Source organism: uncultured Escherichia sp., from assembly GCF_948475835.1.
Taxonomy (GTDB): Bacteria; Pseudomonadota; Gammaproteobacteria; order Enterobacterales; family Enterobacteriaceae; genus ECMA0423.
In genome coordinates this window covers 1-20,246 of the sequence record NZ_CAOLGM010000085.1, presented here as the reverse complement: position 1 = coordinate 20,246, position 20,246 = coordinate 1, and the positions used below count along the sequence as shown (strand labels likewise).

Here is a 20,246-nt window from a genome sequence, read left to right as displayed (position 1 = left end):
ATAAAAACTCATCGAAAATTAACAATTACTTGAACAGAATTAAATTACCAGAGATGAAAGGATTCTCATCAGAAAAAATAGATTATTACATCGATATAATCATTAAAGATTATGAAAGCGTCAAAGAAAATGCTTATCTTATCGATCCAAAAATTAATTACAATACAGATTTAAACATAGAGGATTCTAGCTCAGAGGAATTCCTTTCAGATAATACACTCGAGAAAGACGAAAATTCTCCTGACAATTGCTTTGAGGTTGTAAAATATAACACATATGAAGCATATAACTCAGAGAATCTATATTTTACCAGAGAGGAATATACGTATGATTACGACCTTTTAAATGCAATATAGACTTAATAACTTCTTACAAAATCTATAATTAATACCGTAGATATTCATTCATCTTACCCTGTGCACCAAAAGCAAAAACTCACTGACGCGGGTTTGAAACTGATGGCAACCGCAAAAATGCCTGATGCGCTACGCTTATCAGGCCTACGCCATCTCTGCAATATATTGAATTTGCGTGCTTTTGTAGGCAGGATAAGGCGTTCACGCCGCATCCGGCATGAATAAAGCGCACTCAACAATCTGAAACCCGCCGGAACGGTTTATTACGTACATCAGGTGAAACTGACCGATAAGCCGCTTTCTTTTGGGTATAGCGTCGTGGACAGTCATTCATCTTTCCGCTCCTCCAAAAGCAAAAACCCGCCGAAGCGGGTTTTTACGTAAATCAGGTGAAACTGACCGATAAGCCGGGTTCTGTCGTGGACAGTCATTCATCTAGGCCAGCAATCGCTCACTGGCTCAAGCAGCCTACCCGGGTTCAGTACGGGCCGTACCTTATGAACCCCTATTTGGCCTTGCTCCGGGTGGAGTTTACCGTGCCACGGACTGTTACCAGCCGCGCGGTGCGCTCTTACCGCACCCTTTCACCCTTACCTGATCCCGCTTGCGCGGGCCATCGGCGGTTTGCTCTCTGTTGCACTGGTCGTGGGTTTCCCCCCCAGGCGTTACCTGGCACCCTGCCCTATGGAGCCCGGACTTTCCTCCCCTCCGCCCGTCTCCCCCGAAGAGGACGACGACGAAGCGGCGACTGTCTGGTCAGCTTCGGCGCGCAGTATAGAGGGTTTGCGCGCCCTTGTCACCCCGCGTTGCGCATTCCAATCGCCAGTGTCGCGGCGATATTACGTGAAGCACGGCAGATATTGTCATAAGCCCCGCGGAATGCTTCGTCCAACGTACCTATGCTGGTCAATACGCTGAAGACCGCATCGATGCCATGCTGATGTACAACGCCAACATCATCGGTCAGGCTACCCGCAATGCCAATCACCGGTTTATGGTACTTCTTCGCCACGTTTGCAACGCCAATCGGTACCTTGCCGTGAATACTCTGGCTGTCAATACGCCCTTCACCGGTGATCACCAGCGTACAATCGTGAATATGTTCCTCCAGATTCAGCGCCGTAGTGACGATTTCAATACCACTTTTCAGTTCCGCACCAAGAAACGCCATCAGCGCCGCACCCATACCGCCCGCAGCTCCTGCGCCGGGGACATCTTTCACATCAACATGCAGCGCTTTTTTAATGACATCGGCATAGTGAGAGAGGTTATTGTCCAGCTCAACAATCATCGCTTCACTGGCTCCCTTTTGTGGGCCAAAGATGCGCGATGCGCCGTTATCGCCCACCAGCGGATTGGTGACATCACAAGCGACGCGAATGACGCAATCTTTTAAGCGCGGATCGAGGCCGGAAATATCAATATCATTCAGAGTATTAAGACTACCGCCGCCAAAACCAATTTCATTGCCGTTGGCGTCGCATAATTTCGCCCCCAGCGCCTGTACCATGCCTGCGCCGCCATCATTTGTAGCGCTACCGCCAATGCCGATAATAATGTTTGTCGCGCCGCTCTCCAGCGCCTGCAGGATTAACTCGCCTGTGCCGCGTGAAGTGGTCACGAGTGGATCGCGTTTTTCCGCAGGTACCAGCTCCAGCCCACTGGCCGCCGCCATTTCAATAAACGCGGTTTTGCCATCGCCGGAGATCCCCCAACTGGCATTCACTGTCTCGCCCAGCGGCCCTGTAACCCAGGCGTGACGTTCAGAACCCTGGGTGGCTGCAATCATCGCTTCCACCGTTCCTTCGCCACCGTCGGCAACCGGAATAGAAACGTACTGTGCATCAGGAAAAATTTCCCGAAATCCTTTTTCTATCGCCTGCGCAACCTCGCTGGCAGATAAACTTTCTTTATAAGAGTCTGGGGCGATTACGATTTTCATACCTATGCCTGTTACCACATGACGCCGGAGGGCGTTTCTCTTATTCGGCCTGGATTCCAGGCCCGGATTGCAATACGCCATCCGGGCACGACGTCATTAACGAGTAACTTCGACTTTCGCCAGTTTTTCGTAGTAGCACGCCAGGGCGCTATGATCCGCCGTTCCTAAACCATCTGCTCGCAGTGCCTGCATCATCTCCATAACCGCAGCTGTGAGCGGCAGTTGCGCGCCGACGCCGTGGGAAGTATCCAGCGCATTTGCCAGATCCTTAATATGCAGATCAATACGGAAGCCCGGCTTGAAGTTGCGGTCCATCACCATCGGCGCTTTGGCATCCAGCACGGTACTGCCCGCCAGTCCACCGCGAATTGCCTGATACACCAGGTCCGGGTTAACGCCCGCTTTGGTTGCCAGCGTTAGCGCTTCTGACATCGCGGCAATATTCAGCGCCACAATGACCTGATTTGCCAGTTTGGTGACGTTACCTGCACCGATTTCCCCGGTATGCACCACGGAACCCGCCATCGCTTTCATCAAATCATAGTATTTGTCGAAAATAGCCTTGTCGCCGCCCACCATCACTGACAGCGTACCGTCGATGGCTTTCGGTTCACCGCCGCTCACCGGAGCATCCAGCATATCAATGCCTTTCGCTTTCAGCGCTTCGCTGATTTCACGGCTTGCCAGCGGTGCGATAGAACTCATATCGATCAATACCGTACCTGGCTTCGCGCCTTCAATGATGCCATTCTCACCCAGCGCCACCTCTTTCACATGAGGGGAGTTTGGCAGCATGGTTATGATGACGTCGCACTGTTCAGCGATCGCTTTAGCCGTAGACGCTGTTTCTGCACCTGCAGCAATCACGTCAGCAATAGCTTCTGGGTTACGGTCAGCAACCACCAGCGAGTAACCTGCTTTCAGAAGGTTTTTACTCATTGGTTTACCCATAATCCCCAGGCCAATAAAACCAACTTTCATAGTCATATCAATCATCTCTCTTGTTGCGGTGGTGGTTATTTTTTAAAGGTATCAGCCAGTTTCTGAGTGGCAGAGCGGAAGACGCCAAGATCGCTGCCGACAGCCACAAACGTCGCGCCCCATTCCAGATAACGACGCGCATCGGCTTCGACCGGCGCGAGAATACCGCTGGGTTTGCCGTGCGCACTGGCACGGTTAAAAATGTGCTGAATTGCTTTTTGTACATCCGGGTGCGAGGCATTGCCGAGATGGCCTAATGCCGCAGCCAGATCGCTGGGGCCGACGAAGATACCGTCTACACCTTCGGTAGCGGCAATGGCATCGACGTTATCTACGCCCTGCTGACTTTCTATCTGGACCAGAATGGTGATGTTCTTGTTCGACTGAGCGAAATAATCCGCCACGGTGCCAAACATATTGGCGCGGTGAGAAACGGAGACGCCGCGAATGCCTTCCGGTGGGTAACGGGTTGATGCCACCGCCTGCTCTGCTTCCTCTTTTGTTTCTACAAAAGGAATCAGGAAGTTATAGAAACCGATATCCAGAAGACGCTTAATAATTACCGGCTCGTTGGTCGGCACTCGCACTACTGGCGCGCTGGCGCTGCCTTTCAGGGCCATTAACTGCGGAATAAACGTGGAGATATCGTTTGGCGCATGTTCGCCATCCAGCACCAGCCAGTCAAACCCAGCCAAACCAAGAACTTCAGTGCTAATCGGGTTAGAGAGTGCTGACCAGCAACCAATTTGTACCTGTTTCGCAGCCAGTGCGGCTTTGAATTTATTCGGGAAAACATCGTTATTCATCGCTTATACCTTTGCTTATTTCTGCAATTCCATACGTTTAATGTCGCCAACTACGAAGAGGTAGCAGACCATCGCCATCAGCGCTGAACATCCCACGAAAACCAGTGCTGCATTGAAGGAGTGCAGTTCACTTACCAGGTAGCCAATCACCAGTGGAGTGACAATGGAGGCAACATTGCCAAAGACGTTAAAGACGCCGCCACAGAGGCCAACAATCTCTTTCGGCGCGGTGTCAGAAATCACCGGCCAGCCCAGAGCACCAAATCCTTTGCCAAAAAAAGCCAGCGCCATCAGCATGACCACCAGCGTGGTGTTGTTGGTGTAGTTACATAAGATGATGGTGGAAGCCAGCAACATTCCCAGCACAATCGGTAGCTTACGTGCCAGGGTCAGGGATAAACCGCGTTTGATCAGATAATCCGAGAAGACACCTCCCAGCACGCCGCCCGCAAAACCACACAGTGCCGGAATCGAGGCGACCAGACCCACTTTCAGAATCGACATGCCTTTTTCCTGCACCAGATAAATCGGGAACCAGGTGAGGAAGAACCAGGTGATGGTGTTGATAAAATATTGTCCGAAAAATACGCCCAACATCATGCGGTTAGAGAGCAATTGCTTGATGTAATGCAGTTTGGGACCGCTTGCTGCCGCGCTGCCCGGCTTTTTGTGGTCCATATCGACCACCGCGCCATTTTCAGAGATAAACTTCAGCTCTTCCGCAGACATACGTGGGTGATCTGTCGGGTTATGAATCAATTTGATCCACAGCGCCGTCAGCACAAAACCAATCACCCCCATAACGGTAAAGACGTGCTCCCAGCCCCAGGCGAAAGTCAGCCAGCCAAGCAGAGGCGAAAAGAGCGCCAGCGAGAAATATTGCGCCGAGTTAAAGATGGCGGAGGCAGTACCACGTTCTTTCGTCGGGAACCAGGCGGCGACAATACGGGCGTTCGCCGGGAATGATGGCGCTTCCGAGAAGCCGAGCATAAAGCGCATAAAGAACATGGAGATCCCTGCCCAGGCCAGCGGGAACATATCAACAAAGCCTTGCAGGAAAGTGAATAGCGACCAGAAAAAGAGGCTATAGGTATAAACTTTTTTCGAGCCAAACTTATCAAGCAGCCAGCCGCCGGGGATTTGCATCAGCAAGTAGGCCCAGCCAAAAGCAGAAAAGATGTAACCCATCGAAACCGCACTTAACTGCAACTCTTTTGCCACTTCGGTACCAGCAATAGACAGCGTTGCACGATCGGCGTAGTTAACGGCGGTAACAATAAAAATAATCAGTAATATTAAATAGCGGGTATGCACGCCTTTCTTTTTTTCGTCAACGGTGTCCAGAATCATTTTATTTACCTCGGGTACTTATGCTGATTTTTATTATTATGGGGAAGGTGTTATTTATGAGTTTCATTTATGCCGTAACGGCAATGAACTCGGGAATTAGTATAAGCAGCGCGAGAATAATAATCATTGTGCAAATGCTAATTTAATTAATACTATTTAAATATTATTTTGAGCATATGCACATAAGGTTGCGCGCTAAAGCACAGATTTGCGCTTTACCTTGCCGGGCGGCACTGCAATCCCTGAAATGATTGACATTGATCACATTTCTGCGTTTAAACTCCTGACATTCTTATTTCACCCAATGAAGTCATTTATTTTTAAATGAGACCAGGTCCTCATTTTAATAACCCCTGGCTGGAGAATATTGCACAATGGCCAACATCGAAATCAGACAAGAAACGCCAACTGCGTTTTATATAAAAGTTCACGACACAGATAATGTGGCAATTATTGTTAATGATAATGGCCTGAAAGCAGGAACGCGTTTTCCGGATGGACTGGAATTAATTGAACATATTCCCCAGGGGCATAAAGTCGCATTGCTGGACATTCCGGCTAATGGTGAAATTATTCGTTATGGCGAAGTGATTGGTTACGCCGTGCGTGCAATCCCACGCGGAAGCTGGATCGACGAATCAATGGTTGTACTACCGGAAGCGCCGCCGTTACACACGCTGCCACTGGCAACCAAAGTCCCGGCCCCCTTACCGCCGCTGGAAGGATACACCTTTGAGGGCTATCGCAATGCCGATGGCAGCGTGGGCACCAAAAACCTGCTCGGCATCACCACCAGCGTCCACTGTGTGGCAGGCGTGGTGGACTATGTAGTAAAAATCATTGAACGCGATCTGCTACCGAAATACCCGAACGTCGATGGCGTGGTGGGGCTGAATCATTTGTACGGCTGTGGCGTGGTGGGGCTGAATCATTTGTACGGCTGTGGCGTGGCGATTAACGCACCGGCGGCAGTTGTGCCTATTCGTACCATCCACAATATTTCGCTGAACCCTAACTTTGGCGGCGAAGTAATGGTGATTGGTCTGGGTTGTGAAAAGTTGCAGCCTGAGCGCCTGCTGGTCGGCACGGATGATGTGCAAGCTATTCCAGTAGAAAGCGCCAGCATTGTCAGTTTGCAGGATGAAAAGCATGTCGGTTTTCAGTCCATGGTCGAGGATATTTTGCAGGTCGCCGAACGCCATCTACAAAAACTGAATCAACGTCAGCGAGAAACCTGTCCGGCTTCAGAACTGGTTGTCGGCATGCAGTGCGGTGGCAGCGATGCCTTTTCTGGCGTAACGGCAAACCCGGCGGTTGGCTATGCGTCTGATCTACTGGTGCGCTGCGGCGCAACGGTGATGTTCTCAGAAGTCACGGAAGTGCGTGACGCGATCCATCTGCTGACACCACGCGCAGTGAACGAAGAGGTCGGCAAACGGCTGCTGGAGGAGATGGAGTGGTACGATAACTATCTCAATATGGGAAAAACCGACCGCAGCGCCAACCCTTCGCCGGGCAACAAGAAAGGCGGTCTGGCAAACGTGGTAGAGAAGGCACTCGGCTCCATTGCTAAATCGGGTAAAAGCGCAATTGTTGAAGTGCTGTCGCCCGGTCAACGCCCGACTAAACGCGGATTAATTTACGCCGCGACGCCAGCCAGCGATTTTGTCTGTGGCACGCAACAGGTGGCTTCGGGTATCACCGTGCAAGTGTTTACGACCGGTCGTGGTACGCCGTACGGCCTGATGGCGGTACCCGTCATTAAAATGGCGACCCGCACCGAGCTGGCGAACCGCTGGTTTGATTTAATGGATATTAACGCGGGCACTATCGCCACCGGCGAAGAAACCATTGAAGAGGTGGGCTGGAAGTTGTTCCACTTTATTCTCGACGTCGCCAGCGGGAAGAAGAAAACCTTCTCGGATCAATGGGGGCTGCATAACCAGCTGGCAGTGTTTAACCCGGCACCGGTGACCTGATTTCTTTTGGAACGTCCCTCGCAAAACATGGCCTTAGTGCCATGTTTTTATTGTTTAAAGCCCCCACGTCCATTAATAATGCATTTGCATTACCTTAGTTCAAGCTTATAATTTGAGCAGAAAACAGGCTGTAAAAGGACAGTGAATCATGCCCGCTAATGCTCGCTCTCACGCTGTACTGACCACTGAATCAAAGGTCACGATACGCGGACAAACAACTATCCCCGCGCCAGTGCGTGAGGCCTTAAAACTGAAGCCAGGCCAGGACAGCATTCATTACGAAATTCTGCCTGGTGGGCAAGTCTTTATGTGCCGACTGGGAGATGAACAGGAGGATCATACTATGAATGCATTTTTGCGTTTTCTGGATGCAGATATCCAGAACAACCCGCAAAAAACTCGTCCATTCAACATTCAACAAGGAAAGAAACTTGTCGCTGGCATGGACGTCAACATTGATGATGAGATTGGCGACGACGAATAATGGATTTTCCACAAAGGGTTAATGGTTGGGCGCTATATGCTCATCCCTGTTTTCAGGAAACCTACGACGCTTTAGTTGCCGAAGTCGAGACATTAAAGGGAAAAGATCCTGAAAATTATCAGAGAAAAGCCGCCACAAAGTTATTGGCGGTAGTCCATAAAGTGATTGAGGAGCATATCACGGTCAATCCATCATCACCGGCATTCCGTCATGGCAAGTCGTTAGGCTCTGGGAAAAATAAAGACTGGTCACGGGTAAAATTTGGTGCTGGTCGTTATCGTCTCTTCTTTCGTTATAGTGAAAAAGAGAAAGTCATCATTCTGGGATGGATGAACGATGAAAACACTCTGCGCACCTACGGTAAAAAAACAGATGCCTATACCGTATTCAGCAAAATGTTAAAAAGAGGACATCCTCCTGCCGACTGGGAAAGCCTCACCCAAGAGACAGAAGAAAACCATTGATGGTGTTCACAATGCCCGCCGAACGTATTCGTGTTGACCAGCGGGCACCCTTTCTCACTCCCCGACCAGAATCACTTCAACCCCAGCCTTTCGCAGTCCTTCCAGACTATCCGCAGGAATGCCTTCATCAACAATGATCATGTCGATACGTTGAGTATCAATGATCTTATGTAAACTGGAACGATTGAATTTACTGGAATCGGTGACCACGATGATCCGTTCCGCAACTTCGCACATCCGACGGTTTAAACGGGCTTCATCTTCATTATGTGTGCTGACGCCGCGCTCCAGATCGATCGCATCTACACCAAGAAACAGCATATCGAAGTGGTAATTTTGCAGCGATTGCTCAGCCTGATCGCCGTAAAAAGATTGCGACTGACGGCGCAAATGCCCGCCGGTCATCAGCAGCTCAACGCCTTCCGCTTCCAGCAACGCATTAGCCACGTTCATACCGTTGGTCATCGCAATTACGTCAGTGTGCTTACGCATCAGACGAGCAATCTCAAAAGTGGTAGTCCCGGAATCGAGGATCACCCGATGACCAGGCTGAATCAACTCAACGGCAGCTTTCGCAACGCTGCGTTTCATCGCGGTGTTCAGCGCGCTTTTATCTTCCACTGATGGCTCGACTGACGGCGTCGTGCTATCGCAGATCAACGCGCCACCATAGGCACGCACAGCGATCCCCTGCTTTTCCAGAAACGCCAGATCATTGCGGATCGTCACAGTAGATACGCCATACAATGCCGACAGATCGTTAACCTGCACACTCCCTTGCTGTCGCAGACGCTGAATGATCTGTTCTCGTCGCTCGCTGGTGCCAGTCACTCGCTTCTCACCTGAAGCGTCGGTATTACTCATAGTAAGTCCTTTCGTAAAACTTTCGTTTCATTTCGTTTTGCCTATTAACGCCTTTCTATTAAGCAAATGCAAGCCCACCTTGCCCATTGACGCAAGCTACTCTCGTTTCAGTGACTTTCATTATGTTTCTTTTGTGAATCAGATCAGAAAACTATTATCTTTCGTTTTATTTTTATCTCACCATGACGCAGTATCAACTGAAACAAAACGAAAGATTAATATCGCAGTAATCTGAACTGGAGAGGAAAGTGAAACATCTGACAGAAATGGTGAGACAGCACAAAGCGGGCAAAACAAATGGAATTTATGCCGTTTGTTCCGCACATCCGCTGGTGCTGGAGGCTGCAATCCGCTACGCCAGTGCAAACCAAACGCCGTTACTGATTGAAGCAACCTCCAATCAGGTAGACCAGTTCGGCGGTTATACCGGAATGACGCCCGCCGATTTTCGCGGCTTTGTTTGTCAGCTCGCCGACTCGTTGAATTTCCCGCAGGATGCGTTGATTCTGGGTGGTGACCATCTGGGGCCAAACCGCTGGCAAAACCTGCCGGCCGCTCAGGCAATGGCCAATGCCGATGATTTGATTAAAAGCTACGTTGCGGCAGGATTCAAAAAAATCCACCTTGATTGCAGCATGTCCTGTCAGGACGATCCGATTCCCTTAACTGATGACATCGTGGCTGAACGCGCCGCCCGTCTGGCGAAAGTGGCGGAAGAAACCTGTCTTGAACACTTTGGCGAAGCCGATCTGGAGTATGTCATTGGTACCGAAGTGCCGGTACCTGGCGGCGCGCATGAAACCTTAAGCGAGCTGGCGGTCACCACGCCGGATGCCGCCCGCGCCACGCTGGAAGCCCATCGTCACGCCTTTGAAAAGCAAGGTTTGAATGCCATCTGGCCACGCATCATTGCCCTGGTGGTTCAACCCGGCGTCGAATTCGATCACACCAACGTTATTGATTATCAGCCCGCCAAAGCGAGCGCCTTAAGCCAGATGGTCGAAAACTACGAAACGCTGATTTTCGAAGCGCACTCTACCGATTATCAAACGCCGCAATCGCTGCGCCAGCTGGTGATTGACCACTTTGCCATTCTGAAAGTTGGCCCGGCGCTGACCTTCGCCCTGCGTGAAGCTCTGTTCTCTCTGGCGGCGATTGAAGAAGAACTGGTGCCAGCGAAAGCCTGTTCTGGTCTGCGTCAGGTGCTGGAAGACGTGATGCTCGACCGCCCGGAATACTGGCAAAGCCACTACCACGGTGACGGCAACGCGCGTCGTCTGGCGCGTGGTTATAGCTACTCGGATCGCGTGCGCTATTACTGGCCGGACAGCCAGATTGATGACGCTTTCGCTCATCTGGTTCGTAATCTGGCGGATTCACCAATTCCGCTACCGCTCATCAGCCAGTATCTGCCGCTGCAATACGTGAAAGTTCGCTCCGGCGAGCTGCAACCGACGCCACGGGAACTCATTATCAACCATATTCAGGACATCCTGGCGCAGTACTACACAGCCTGTGAAGGCCAATAAGCAAAACAAAGAGGAACACGCTATGCCAAATATTGTTTTAAGCCGGATTGATGAACGCTTGATTCACGGTCAGGTCGGCGTTCAGTGGGTCGGATTTGCGGGGGCAAATCTGGTGCTGGTAGCCAACGATGAGGTTGCCGAAGATCCGGTACAACAAAACCTGATGGAAATGGTACTGGCAGAAGGGATCGCCGTACGTTTCTGGACGCTGCAAAAAGTTATCGACAACATTCATCGCGCCGCCGATCGACAGAAAATCCTGCTGGTTTGTAAAACACCCGCCGATTTCCTGACGCTGGTGAAAGGTGGCGTTCCGGTGAATCGCATTAACGTTGGCAATATGCACTACGCCAATGGCAAACAACAAATCGCCAAAACGGTTTCTGTGGATGCGGGCGATATCGCAGCATTTAACGACCTGAAAGCCGCTGGGGTGGAATGCTTCGTTCAGGGCGTCCCGACAGAGCCTGCTGTGGACCTCTTTAAATTACTTTGAGGGATTCATCATGGAAATCAGCCTGTTGCAGGCATTTGCGTTGGGCATTATCGCCTTTATCGCTGGCCTGGATATGTTTAACGGCCTAACACATATGCACCGCCCGGTGGTCCTCGGCCCGTTGGTCGGGCTGGTACTTGGCGATCTGCATACCGGAATTTTAACCGGCGGTACGCTGGAACTGGTGTGGATGGGGCTGGCCCCGCTGGCGGGCGCACAGCCGCCTAACGTGATTATCGGTACTATCGTCGGCACGGCGTTTGCCATTACTACTGGCGTGAAACCCGATGTCGCGGTCGGTGTCGCCGTACCTTTCGCTGTCGCAGTACAGATGGGGATTACCTTCCTGTTCTCGGTGATGTCTGGCGTGATGTCTCGCTGCGACCGGATGGCGGAGAACGCCGATACTCGCGGCATTGAACGCGTGAACTATCTGGCACTGCTGGCACTCGGCACTTTCTATTTTCTCTGCGCTTTCCTGCCTATCTACTTCGGCGCGGAACATGCAAAAACCATCATTGATGTCCTGCCGCAACGATTAATCGACGGCCTCGGCGTCGCGGGCGGCATCATGCCAGCAATCGGTTTTGCCGTGCTGCTGAAAATCATGATGAAAAACGTCTACATCCCCTACTTCATCCTGGGCTTTGTTGCCGCAGCCTGGCTCAAGTTACCGGTGCTGGCTATTGCTGCCGCTGCGCTGGCGATGGCGCTGATCGACCTGCTGCGTAAATCTCCTGAACCGACTCAACCTGCGGCACAGAAAGAGGAATTTGAAGATGGCATCTAATCAAACCACCCTGCCGAACGTCAGTGAAAACGAAGAAACATTGCTGACTGGCGTCAATGAAAACGTGTATGAAGATCAGAGCATTGGCGCGGAGCTGACGAAAAAAGATATCAACCGCGTCGCCTGGCGTTCCATGCTGTTACAAGCGTCTTTTAACTACGAACGTATGCAGGCTTCTGGCTGGTTGTACGGTCTGCTGCCTGCTCTGAAAAAGATCCACACTAATAAACGCGACCTGGCGCGCGCCATGAAGGGGCATATGGGTTTCTTCAATACCCATCCGTTTCTGGTGACATTTGTTATCGGCATTATCCTTGCGATGGAGCGTTCTAAGCAGGACGTTAACAGTATTCAGAGCACCAAAATTGCCGTCGGTGCGCCGCTCGGCGGGATTGGCGATGCAATGTTCTGGCTAACGCTACTGCCGATTTGTGGCGGGATAGGCGCAAGCCTTGCGCTACAAGGCTCTATTCTTGGCGCAGTCGTATTTATTGTGCTGTTCAACGTGATACACCTGGGGCTGCGTTTTGGTCTGGCGCATTATGCTTACCGCATGGGCGTGGCGGCGATTCCACTCATTAAAGCGAATACCAAAAAAGTCGGCCATGCTGCGTCTATCGTTGGGATGACGGTAATCGGCGCGCTGGTGGCAAACTATGTTCGTTTAAGCACCACGCTGGAAATCACAGCGGGCGACGCAGTGGTTAAGTTACAGACTGATGTTATTGACAAACTGATGCCTGCCTTCTTACCGCTGGTCTACACCTTGACCATGTTCTGGCTGGTACGCCGCGGCTGGAGTCCGCTGCGCCTGATTGCAGTTACCGTGGTTCTCGGCATCGTCGGTAAATTCTGCCATTTCCTTTAAATACAATGAGGTATTAGATGTTAAGTATTATTTTGACAGGGCATGGCGGGTTTGCCAGTGGCATGGAAAAAGCAATGAAGCAAATCCTCGGCGAGCAATCGCAGTTTATTGCCATCGATTTTCCCGAAACCTCAAGCACCGCGCTGCTTACATCGCAGCTTGAAGAGGCCATCGCCCAACTGGATTGTGAAGACGGCATTGTTTTTCTGACTGATTTGCTGGGCGGCACGCCGTTTCGCGTAGCTTCAACGCTGGCGATGCAAAAACCGGGCTGTGAAGTGATCACCGGCACCAATTTGCAACTGCTACTGGAGATGGTGCTGGAGCGCGAAGGGTTAAGCGGTGAAGAATTCCGTGTACAGGCGCTGGAGTGTGGACACCGAGGGCTGACCAGTCTGGTGGACGAGTTAGGCCGCTGCCATGAAGAATGTCCGGTCGAGGAAGGAATATGACACACGTTCTGCGCGCCAGAAGGCTGCTGACTGAAGAGGGATGGCTCGATGACCATCAGTTGCGTATTGCTGACGGTGTCATCGCAGCAATCGAACCGATTCCAGTGGGCGTGACTGAACGCGATGCGGAACTGCTCTGCCCCGCTTACATCGACACCCATGTACACGGTGGTGCGGGCGTTGATGTAATGGATGACGCGCCGGATGTACTCGACAAGCTGGCAATGCACAAGGCACGCGAAGGTGTCGGCAGTTGGTTACCGACCACCGTAACCGCGCCGCTTAATACCATTCATGCGGCGCTGAAACGTATTGCTCAACGTTGCCAACGCGGCGGACCTGGTGCGCAAGTGCTGGGGAGTTATCTCGAAGGACCGTACTTCACGCCGCAGAATAAAGGCGCGCATCCGCCGGAATTGTTTCGCGAGCTTGAAATTGCCGAGCTGGATCAATTGATTGCCGTTTCTCAGCACACCTTACGCGTGGTAGCGCTGGCACCGGAAAAAGAGGGGGCATTGCAGGCCATCCGCCATCTTAAACAGCAAAATGTACGAGTGATGCTGGGGCATAGCGCGGCGACCTGGCAACAAACTCGCGCCGCGTTTGATGCTGGTGCCGACGGCCTGGTGCATTGCTATAACGGGATGACAGGTTTACATCACCGCGAACCGGGAATGGTTGGCGCGGGATTAACGGACAAGCGCGCCTGGCTGGAACTGATAGCCGATGGTCATCATGTGCATCCGGCGGCAATGTCGCTGTGTTGTTGCTGTGCGAAAGAGAGAATCGTACTGATCACCGACGCGATGCAGGCAGCTGGGATGCCGGATGGTCGCTATACGTTATGTGGTGAAGAAGTGCAGATGCACGGTGGCGTTGTCCGTACCGCGTCTGGTGGGCTGGCGGGCAGTACGCTGTCTGTTGATGCGGCAGTGCGCAATATGGTCGAGTTGACGGGCGTAACGCCTGCGGAAGCCATCCATATGGCGTCGCTGCATCCGGCGCGAATGCTGGGTGTTGATGGTGTTCTGGGATCGCTTAAACCGGGCAAACGCGCCAGCGTCGTTGCGCTGGATAGCGGGCTACATGTGCAACAAATCTGGATTCAGGGTCAATTAGCTTCGTTTTGATGGTTTGCTCCATTATTGGGCCTTCACTTCCCCCGTAAGGCCTTTCTTTTTCTTTCTTTTTGATCTGTGCAGCGGTGTCGGATGCGACGCTAACGCGTCTTATGCGACCTACGGTACGCCGCATCCGGCAATCGGTGAACATAGCGACGTCATTACGCAATTCTTTAATCTTCCCTTGTCTTTTCTTTCAACGATCACAGATTTCGTTTTATTTCCTTTTTCTTCATTGAACTTTCAGTTTCTTTTCTATAGATTTTAATCAACGAAAGACATCACCAAGTGAAATGAAACGAAAGGCAAGTGAAAGCGACAACGCCCGACGTCAAGTTCATCAGACTAAGGATTGAGTTATGCCAGAAAATTACACCCCTGCTGCCGCCGCAACCGGTACATGGACTGAAGAAGAGATCCGCCATCAGCCTCGCGCATGGATCCGTTCACTCACCAACATCGACGCGCTACGTTCCGCGCTCAATAACTTCCTTGAACCGTTACTGCGCAAAGAGAATCTGCGGATCATCCTGACCGGAGCCGGAACGTCGGCATTTATCGGTGACATCATCGCGCCGTGGCTCGCCAGCCATACCGGTAAAAACTTCAGCGCCGTACCGACCACCGATCTGGTCACCAATCCGATGGACTACCTGAACCCAGCCCATCCGCTGCTGTTGATCTCCTTCGGTCGATCCGGCAACAGCCCGGAAAGCGTCGCTGCCGTGGAACTGGCAAATCAATTTGTACCAGAATGCTATCACCTGCCGATCACCTGCAACGAAGCGGGCGCTCTTTACCAAAACGCGATCAACAGCGATAACGCGTTTGCCCTGCTGATGCCCGCAGAAACGCACGATCGCGGCTTTGCGATGACCAGCAGCATTACCACCATGATGGCCAGCTGCCTCGCGGTTTTCGCACCTGAGACGATCAACAGCCAAACCTTCCGCGACGTGGCGGATCGTTGCCAGGCGATCCTGACCTCACTGGGCGATTTCAGCGAAGGTGTGTTTGGTTACGCACCGTGGAAACGGATCGTTTATCTCGGCAGCGGTGGCTTACAGGGCGCAGCACGCGAGTCGGCGCTGAAAGTGCTGGAACTGACGGCGGGTAAACTGGCGGCCTTTTATGATTCTCCAACCGGATTCCGTCATGGACCAAAATCGCTGGTCGATAACGAAACACTGGTGGTGGTATTTGTCTCCAGCCACCCTTACACCCGTCAGTATGATCTTGATCTGCTGGCTGAACTCCGCCGTGACAACCAGGCAATGCGCGTAATCGCCATCGCCGCGGAAAGCACCGACATCGTCGCTGCCGGTCCACATATTATCCTGCCGCCGTCACGTCACTTTATCGACGTTGAGCAGGCATTTTGCTTCCTGATGTACGCCCAGACGTTTGCACTGATGCAGTCGCTGCACATGGGCAATACGCCGGATACCCCATCAGCCAGCGGCACCGTTAACCGCGTGGTGCAAGGCGTAATCATTCATCCGTGGCAGGCATAAGAGGATCGCATTATGAGCATTATCTCCACTAAATATCTGTTACAGGACGCCCAGGCCAATGGCTACGCGGTGCCTGCTTTTAACATTCATAACGCCGAGACGATCCAGGCGATCCTCGAAGTGTGCAGTGAAATGCGATCGCCGGTGATCCTCGCCGGAACGCCGGGGACCTTTAAACATATCGCGCTGGAAGAGATCTACGCCCTGTGCAGCGCCTATTCCACAACCTACAACATGCCACTGGCGCTGCATCTCGACCACCACGAATCGCTGGATGATATTCGCCGTAAAGTCCACGCAGGTGTGCGCAGTGCAATGATCGACGGCAGCCACTTCCCGTTTGCCGAGAACGTGAAGCTGGTGAAATCGGTTGTTGACTTCTGCCACTCACAGGATTGCAGCGTGGAAGCAGAACTGGGCCGCCTGGGCGGTGTTGAAGATGACATGAGCGTTGACGCCGAAAGTGCATTCCTGACCGATCCACAAGAAGCTAAACGCTTTGTCGAACTGACTGGCGTCGACAGCCTGGCGGTAGCGATTGGTACGGCGCACGGCTTATACAGCAAAACGCCGAAGATTGATTTCCAGCGGCTGGCGGAAATTCGTGAAGTGGTGGATGTTCCTCTGGTGCTACATGGTGCCAGCGATGTTCCGGATGAATTTGTCCGTCGCACTATTGAACTTGGCGTCACAAAAGTGAACGTTGCCACAGAATTAAAAATAGCCTTCGCTGGCGCGGTTAAAGCCTGGTTTGCGGAAAATCCGCAGGGTAATGATCCTCGTTATTATATGCGCGTCGGAATGGATGCGATGAAAGAAGTTGTCAGAAATAAAATTAATGTCTGTGGTTCAGCGAATCGAATTTCAGCATAATCATTAGTTTTTTATGATTTATCCCAATGTACTTCCCGATTAATATCGGGGAGTGCCTTAATGGAAAAGGAGATGACTAAACCTTAATAAATACATCAGTACAATATCGCAACAATAATATATTAAAAAAAATTATATTATTCAACTTTATGGTGAGGATTACACAATGAGCAGTCCAAATATTCTCTTAACCCGTATTGATAACCGTCTGGTTCACGGTCAGGTTGGCGTGACCTGGACATCCACCATCGGTGCGAATCTGCTGGTAGTCGTGGATGATGTTGTCGCTAACGATGATATTCAACAGAAATTAATGGGTATTACCGCAGAAACCTACGGCTTTGGCATTCGTTTCTTTACTATCGAAAAAACCATTAACGTCATCGGCAAAGCTGCACCGCATCAGAAGATCTTCCTGATTTGCCGTACGCCACAAACGGTACGTAAATTGGTAGAAGGTGGCATTGACCTGAAAGATATCAACGTCGGCAATATGCATTTCTCGGAAGGGAAAAAGCAAATCAGCAGTAAAGTTTATGTCGATGACCAGGATCTCGCGGACTTACGTTTTATTAAACAACGTGGCGTGAATGTTTTCATTCAGGACGTCCCTGGCGATCAAAAAGAACAAATCCCTGACTAAATCTAAAATCGCCTTAATATTGGTTTGAGGTAATAAAAATGCATGAAATAACCCTACTTCAGGGATTATCCCTGGCGGCGTTAGTTTTCGTTCTGGGGATTGATTTTTGGCTGGAAGCCTTATTTTTATTCCGCCCGATAATCGTTTGTACCCTAACTGGCGCTATTCTCGGTGATATTCAGACTGGCTTAATTACCGGTGGTCTGACAGAGTTGGCTTTCGCCGGATTAACCCCTGCAGGTGGTGTTCAGCCGCCCAACCCGATTATGGCGGGTCTGATGACCACCGTCATTGCATGGTCTACGGGCGTTGATGCCAAAACAGCAATTGGTCTTGGCCTGCCGTTTAGTTTGTTAATGCAGTACGTCATTCTGTTCTTCTATTCCGCTTTCTCATTATTTATGACCAAAGCCGATAAATGCGCGAAAGAGGCGGATACGGCAGCGTTTTCCCGGCTTAACTGGACAACGATGCTCATCGTCGCTTCAGCGTATGCGGTGATTGCTTTCCTCTGTACTTACCTGGCACAAGGGGCGATGCAGGCGCTGGTGAAAGCGATGCCCGCCTGGTTGACCCACGGCTTTGAAGTGGCTGGCGGTATTCTGCCTGCCGTTGGTTTTGGCTTGCTGCTGCGCGTAATGTTCAAAGCGCAATATATCCCTTACCTGATCGCCGGTTTCCTGTTTGTTTGCTACATCCAGGTCAGCAACCTGTTGCCGGTTGCCGTACTGGGCGCAGGCTTTGCGGTGTATGAGTTTTTCAATGCGAAATCCCGGCAGCAAGCGCAACCGCAGCCCGTTGCCAGTAAAAATGAAGAAGAGGACTACAGCAATGGGATCTGAAATCAGTAAAAAAGATATCACCCGTCTGGGCTTTCGTTCGTCGCTGCTGCAAGCGAGCTTTAACTACGAAAGGATGCAGGCGGGCGGTTTTACTTGGGCGATGTTGCCGATCCTGAAAAAGATTTATAAGGACGACAAACCGGGCTTAAGCGCGGCGATGAAAGATAACCTCGAATTTATTAATACCCACCCGAATCTGGTCGGATTCCTGATGGGGTTATTAATTTCGATGGAAGAAAAAGGAGAAAACCGCGACACCATTAAAGGCCTCAAAGTGGCACTGTTTGGCCCAATCGCCGGGATTGGCGATGCGATTTTCTGGTTTACTTTGTTGCCGATTATGGCGGGAATTTGCTCATCATTTGCCAGCCAGGGAAACCTGCTGGGGCCGATTCTATTTTTCGCCGTTTACCTGCTTATCTTTTTCCTGCGCGTCGGCTGGACCCACGTCGGTTATTCAGTCGGCGTGAAGGCGATCGATAAAGTGCGAGAGAACTCGCAGATGATTGCTCGCTCGGCAACCATCCTCGGGATCACGGTAATCGGCGGGCTGATCGCTTCGTATGTGCATATTAACGTGGTGACATCGTTTGCCATCGACAGTACCCACAGCGTCGCGCTGCAACAGGATTTCTTCGATAAAGTCTTCCCGAACATTTTACCGATGGCCTACACCCTGCTGATGTATTACTTCCTGCGGGTGAAAAAAGCGCATCCGGTGCTGTTAATCGGCGTGACTTTTGTGCTCTCTATTGTTTGTTCCGCATTCGGCATTTTGTAAATGGAACGAGGCACTGCTTCTGGCGGTGCCTCTTTACTTAAGGAATTTCATCCTGTGCAAACCCTTCAGCAAGTTGAAAACTATACGGCGTTAAGTGAACGAGCCAGCGAATATTTATTGGCTGTGATCCGTAGCAAACCGGATGCCGTGATTTGCCTGGCGACCGGAGCCACGCCATTACTGACGTATCATTATCTGGTAGAAAAAATCCACCAGCAGCAGGTTGATATCAGCCAGCTCACCTTCGTGAAGCTCGACGAATGGGTGGATCTGCCATTAACGATGCCTGGCACCTGCGAAACTTTCCTACAACAGCATATCGTGCAGCCGCTGGGGCTGCGTGAAGACCAGCTCATCAGCTTTCGCTCCGAAGAGATAAATGAGACAGAGTGCGAACGGGTAACGAACCTGATTGCGCGCAAAGGCGGTCTGGATTTATGCGTTCTAGGATTGGGGAAAAACGGTCATCTTGGGCTGAACGAACCGGGAGAAAGCCTACAACCGGCCTGCCATATCAGTCAACTTGATGCCAGAACACAGCAACATGAGATGTTAAAAACCACGGGTCGCCCCGTGACTCGTGGGATCACCTTAGGCCTGAAGGATATTCTCAATGCCCGCGAGGTTTTGTTATTGGTGACTGGCGAAGGAAAGCAGGATGCGACAGAACGTTTTCTCACGGCTAAAGTCTCCACCGCTATCCCGGCTTCGTTTTTATGGCTGCACAGTAACTTTATTTGTTTAATTAATACCTAACCAGATGAAAATTTGCTCAAAATTTTTAAATTAACTTATTCAACAGTCACGCATTATATTAAATAACATTTGACTGGGTTGAACATAACGCCAATAGCAAAAGGAGTTATGTTCAACAATTTAATTTTAGATATACATATAACTTGTTCTATTAATAAATCACCTCGTATTCTGACTCGGCCCCTGGCGCAGCAAAGTCAGGCATTTATACTCTTTTTAACACATAGAAAATTCATATCAATATAATAAAAACATAGAATATTTGCATATAAATATAATCTTAAAGTTTAGTCTATTTAATGTTCAATGAAATATTTCTACCTGTATAATCTTTAAAGATGTTGAACATATATTC

Annotated in this window: 20 protein-coding genes, 1 other RNA gene and 1 pseudogene; 16 read left to right on the top strand and 6 right to left on the bottom strand. The window is 50.8% G+C overall.

The window, feature by feature from the left end; all coding sequences use genetic code 11:
- Nucleotides 1–356: pseudogene (locus QZF50_RS16185) on the top strand (hypothetical protein); the annotation flags it as partial.
- A gap of 387 nt (nucleotides 357–743) precedes the next feature.
- Here QZF50_RS16185 and rnpB read toward each other — a convergent pair.
- The 5 genes from rnpB to garP all read right to left on the bottom strand — a co-directional run bounded on the left by rnpB (nucleotide 744) and on the right by garP (nucleotide 5,435).
- An RNA gene (rnpB, locus tag QZF50_RS16180) (RNase P RNA component class A) lies at nucleotides 744–1,120 on the bottom strand.
- Nucleotides 1,121–1,152: 32 nt separating this feature from the next.
- The gene (garK, locus tag QZF50_RS16175; protein WP_061892538.1) at nucleotides 1,153–2,298 is read right to left on the bottom strand and encodes a glycerate 2-kinase; all 1,146 of its coding nucleotides are present in this window, start codon (nucleotides 2,296–2,298) and stop codon (nucleotides 1,153–1,155) included.
- A gap of 96 nt (nucleotides 2,299–2,394) precedes the next feature.
- Complete coding sequence (garR, locus tag QZF50_RS16170; protein WP_001303675.1) at nucleotides 2,395–3,285, bottom strand: 2-hydroxy-3-oxopropionate reductase; 891 nt, start codon at nucleotides 3,283–3,285, stop codon at nucleotides 2,395–2,397.
- A 29-nt stretch (nucleotides 3,286–3,314) separates the two neighbouring features.
- Complete coding sequence (gene garL, locus QZF50_RS16165) at nucleotides 3,315–4,085, bottom strand: 2-dehydro-3-deoxyglucarate aldolase (protein WP_001058227.1); 771 nt, start codon at nucleotides 4,083–4,085, stop codon at nucleotides 3,315–3,317.
- Nucleotides 4,086–4,100: 15 nt separating this feature from the next.
- Entirely contained in the window at nucleotides 4,101–5,435 is a 1,335-nt protein-coding gene (gene garP, locus QZF50_RS16160) for a galactarate/glucarate/glycerate transporter GarP (protein WP_000599636.1), read from the bottom strand.
- A gap of 374 nt (nucleotides 5,436–5,809) precedes the next feature.
- Between garP and QZF50_RS16155 the strand changes: the two genes are divergently transcribed.
- The 3 genes from QZF50_RS16155 (at nucleotide 5,810) to yhaV (ending at nucleotide 8,362) form a co-directional block, all read left to right on the top strand.
- Nucleotides 5,810–7,414, top strand: a complete 1,605-nt coding sequence (locus tag QZF50_RS16155) for a galactarate dehydratase (protein ID WP_061892539.1) — start codon at nucleotides 5,810–5,812, stop codon at nucleotides 7,412–7,414.
- 148 nt (nucleotides 7,415–7,562) lie between these two features.
- Nucleotides 7,563–7,898 (top strand): type II toxin-antitoxin system antitoxin PrlF, encoded by a 336-nt coding sequence (gene prlF, locus QZF50_RS16150; protein WP_001307405.1) that lies wholly within the window; start codon nucleotides 7,563–7,565, stop codon nucleotides 7,896–7,898.
- Entirely contained in the window at nucleotides 7,898–8,362 is a 465-nt protein-coding gene (yhaV, locus tag QZF50_RS16145; RefSeq protein ID WP_000347267.1) for a type II toxin-antitoxin system ribonuclease toxin YhaV, read from the top strand. Before prlF ends, yhaV begins: the two co-directional genes overlap by 1 nt.
- Nucleotides 8,363–8,416: 54 nt before the next feature.
- On the opposite strand, the gene agaR is transcribed toward yhaV, so the two are convergent.
- Complete coding sequence (gene agaR, locus QZF50_RS16140; RefSeq protein ID WP_000072187.1) at nucleotides 8,417–9,226, bottom strand: aga operon transcriptional regulator AgaR; 810 nt, start codon at nucleotides 9,224–9,226, stop codon at nucleotides 8,417–8,419.
- 248 nt (nucleotides 9,227–9,474) lie between these two features.
- On the opposite strand from agaR, the gene kbaZ reads away from it, so the two are divergent.
- From kbaZ to QZF50_RS16080, 12 genes are all read left to right on the top strand, one after another.
- Nucleotides 9,475–10,755 (top strand): tagatose-bisphosphate aldolase subunit KbaZ, encoded by a 1,281-nt coding sequence (gene kbaZ, locus QZF50_RS16135; RefSeq protein WP_000681921.1) that lies wholly within the window; start codon nucleotides 9,475–9,477, stop codon nucleotides 10,753–10,755.
- A 22-nt stretch (nucleotides 10,756–10,777) separates the two neighbouring features.
- A complete protein-coding gene (gene agaV / locus QZF50_RS16130) occupies nucleotides 10,778–11,251 on the top strand; it encodes a PTS N-acetylgalactosamine transporter subunit IIB (RefSeq protein ID WP_001295547.1) in 474 nt (157 codons plus the stop codon).
- Between the two features lie 10 nt (nucleotides 11,252–11,261).
- Nucleotides 11,262–12,041 (top strand): PTS N-acetylgalactosamine transporter subunit IIC, encoded by a 780-nt coding sequence (gene agaW, locus QZF50_RS16125; protein ID WP_000406214.1) that lies wholly within the window; start codon nucleotides 11,262–11,264, stop codon nucleotides 12,039–12,041.
- Entirely contained in the window at nucleotides 12,031–12,909 is an 879-nt protein-coding gene (gene agaE, locus QZF50_RS16120) for a PTS N-acetylgalactosamine transporter subunit IID (protein ID WP_061892540.1), read from the top strand. Before agaW ends, agaE begins: the two co-directional genes overlap by 11 nt.
- Nucleotides 12,910–12,926: 17 nt before the next feature.
- Nucleotides 12,927–13,361: a PTS galactosamine/N-acetylgalactosamine transporter subunit IIA gene (gene agaF, locus QZF50_RS16115; protein WP_000948824.1), complete on the top strand. Its 435-nt coding sequence runs from the start codon at nucleotides 12,927–12,929 to the stop codon at nucleotides 13,359–13,361.
- Nucleotides 13,358–14,491 carry an N-acetylglucosamine-6-phosphate deacetylase gene (nagA, locus tag QZF50_RS16110; RefSeq protein WP_001307408.1) on the top strand — a complete coding sequence of 378 codons (1,134 nt, stop codon included), beginning with the start codon at nucleotides 13,358–13,360 and terminating at the stop codon, nucleotides 14,489–14,491. The genes agaF and nagA overlap by 4 nt, the downstream gene beginning before the upstream one ends.
- 350 nt (nucleotides 14,492–14,841) lie before the next feature.
- Nucleotides 14,842–15,996 (top strand): AgaS family sugar isomerase, encoded by a 1,155-nt coding sequence (locus QZF50_RS16105; RefSeq protein ID WP_001114873.1) that lies wholly within the window; start codon nucleotides 14,842–14,844, stop codon nucleotides 15,994–15,996.
- A gap of 12 nt (nucleotides 15,997–16,008) precedes the next feature.
- Nucleotides 16,009–16,869 carry a tagatose-bisphosphate aldolase subunit KbaY gene (gene kbaY / locus QZF50_RS16100; protein ID WP_000022766.1) on the top strand — a complete coding sequence of 287 codons (861 nt, stop codon included), beginning with the start codon at nucleotides 16,009–16,011 and terminating at the stop codon, nucleotides 16,867–16,869.
- A gap of 166 nt (nucleotides 16,870–17,035) precedes the next feature.
- Nucleotides 17,036–17,512, top strand: a complete 477-nt coding sequence (gene agaB, locus QZF50_RS16095) for a PTS galactosamine transporter subunit IIB (protein ID WP_000098017.1) — start codon at nucleotides 17,036–17,038, stop codon at nucleotides 17,510–17,512.
- Nucleotides 17,513–17,550: 38 nt separating this feature from the next.
- The gene (agaC, locus tag QZF50_RS16090) at nucleotides 17,551–18,354 is read left to right on the top strand and encodes a PTS galactosamine transporter subunit IIC (protein ID WP_000544489.1); all 804 of its coding nucleotides are present in this window, start codon (nucleotides 17,551–17,553) and stop codon (nucleotides 18,352–18,354) included.
- A complete protein-coding gene (gene agaD, locus QZF50_RS16085; protein WP_000534351.1) occupies nucleotides 18,344–19,135 on the top strand; it encodes a PTS galactosamine transporter subunit IID in 792 nt (263 codons plus the stop codon). The genes agaC and agaD overlap by 11 nt, the downstream gene beginning before the upstream one ends.
- Entirely contained in the window at nucleotides 19,136–19,891 is a 756-nt protein-coding gene (locus QZF50_RS16080; protein ID WP_001307409.1) for a galactosamine-6-phosphate isomerase, read from the top strand.
- Nucleotides 19,892–20,246: the final 355 nt, after the last annotated feature.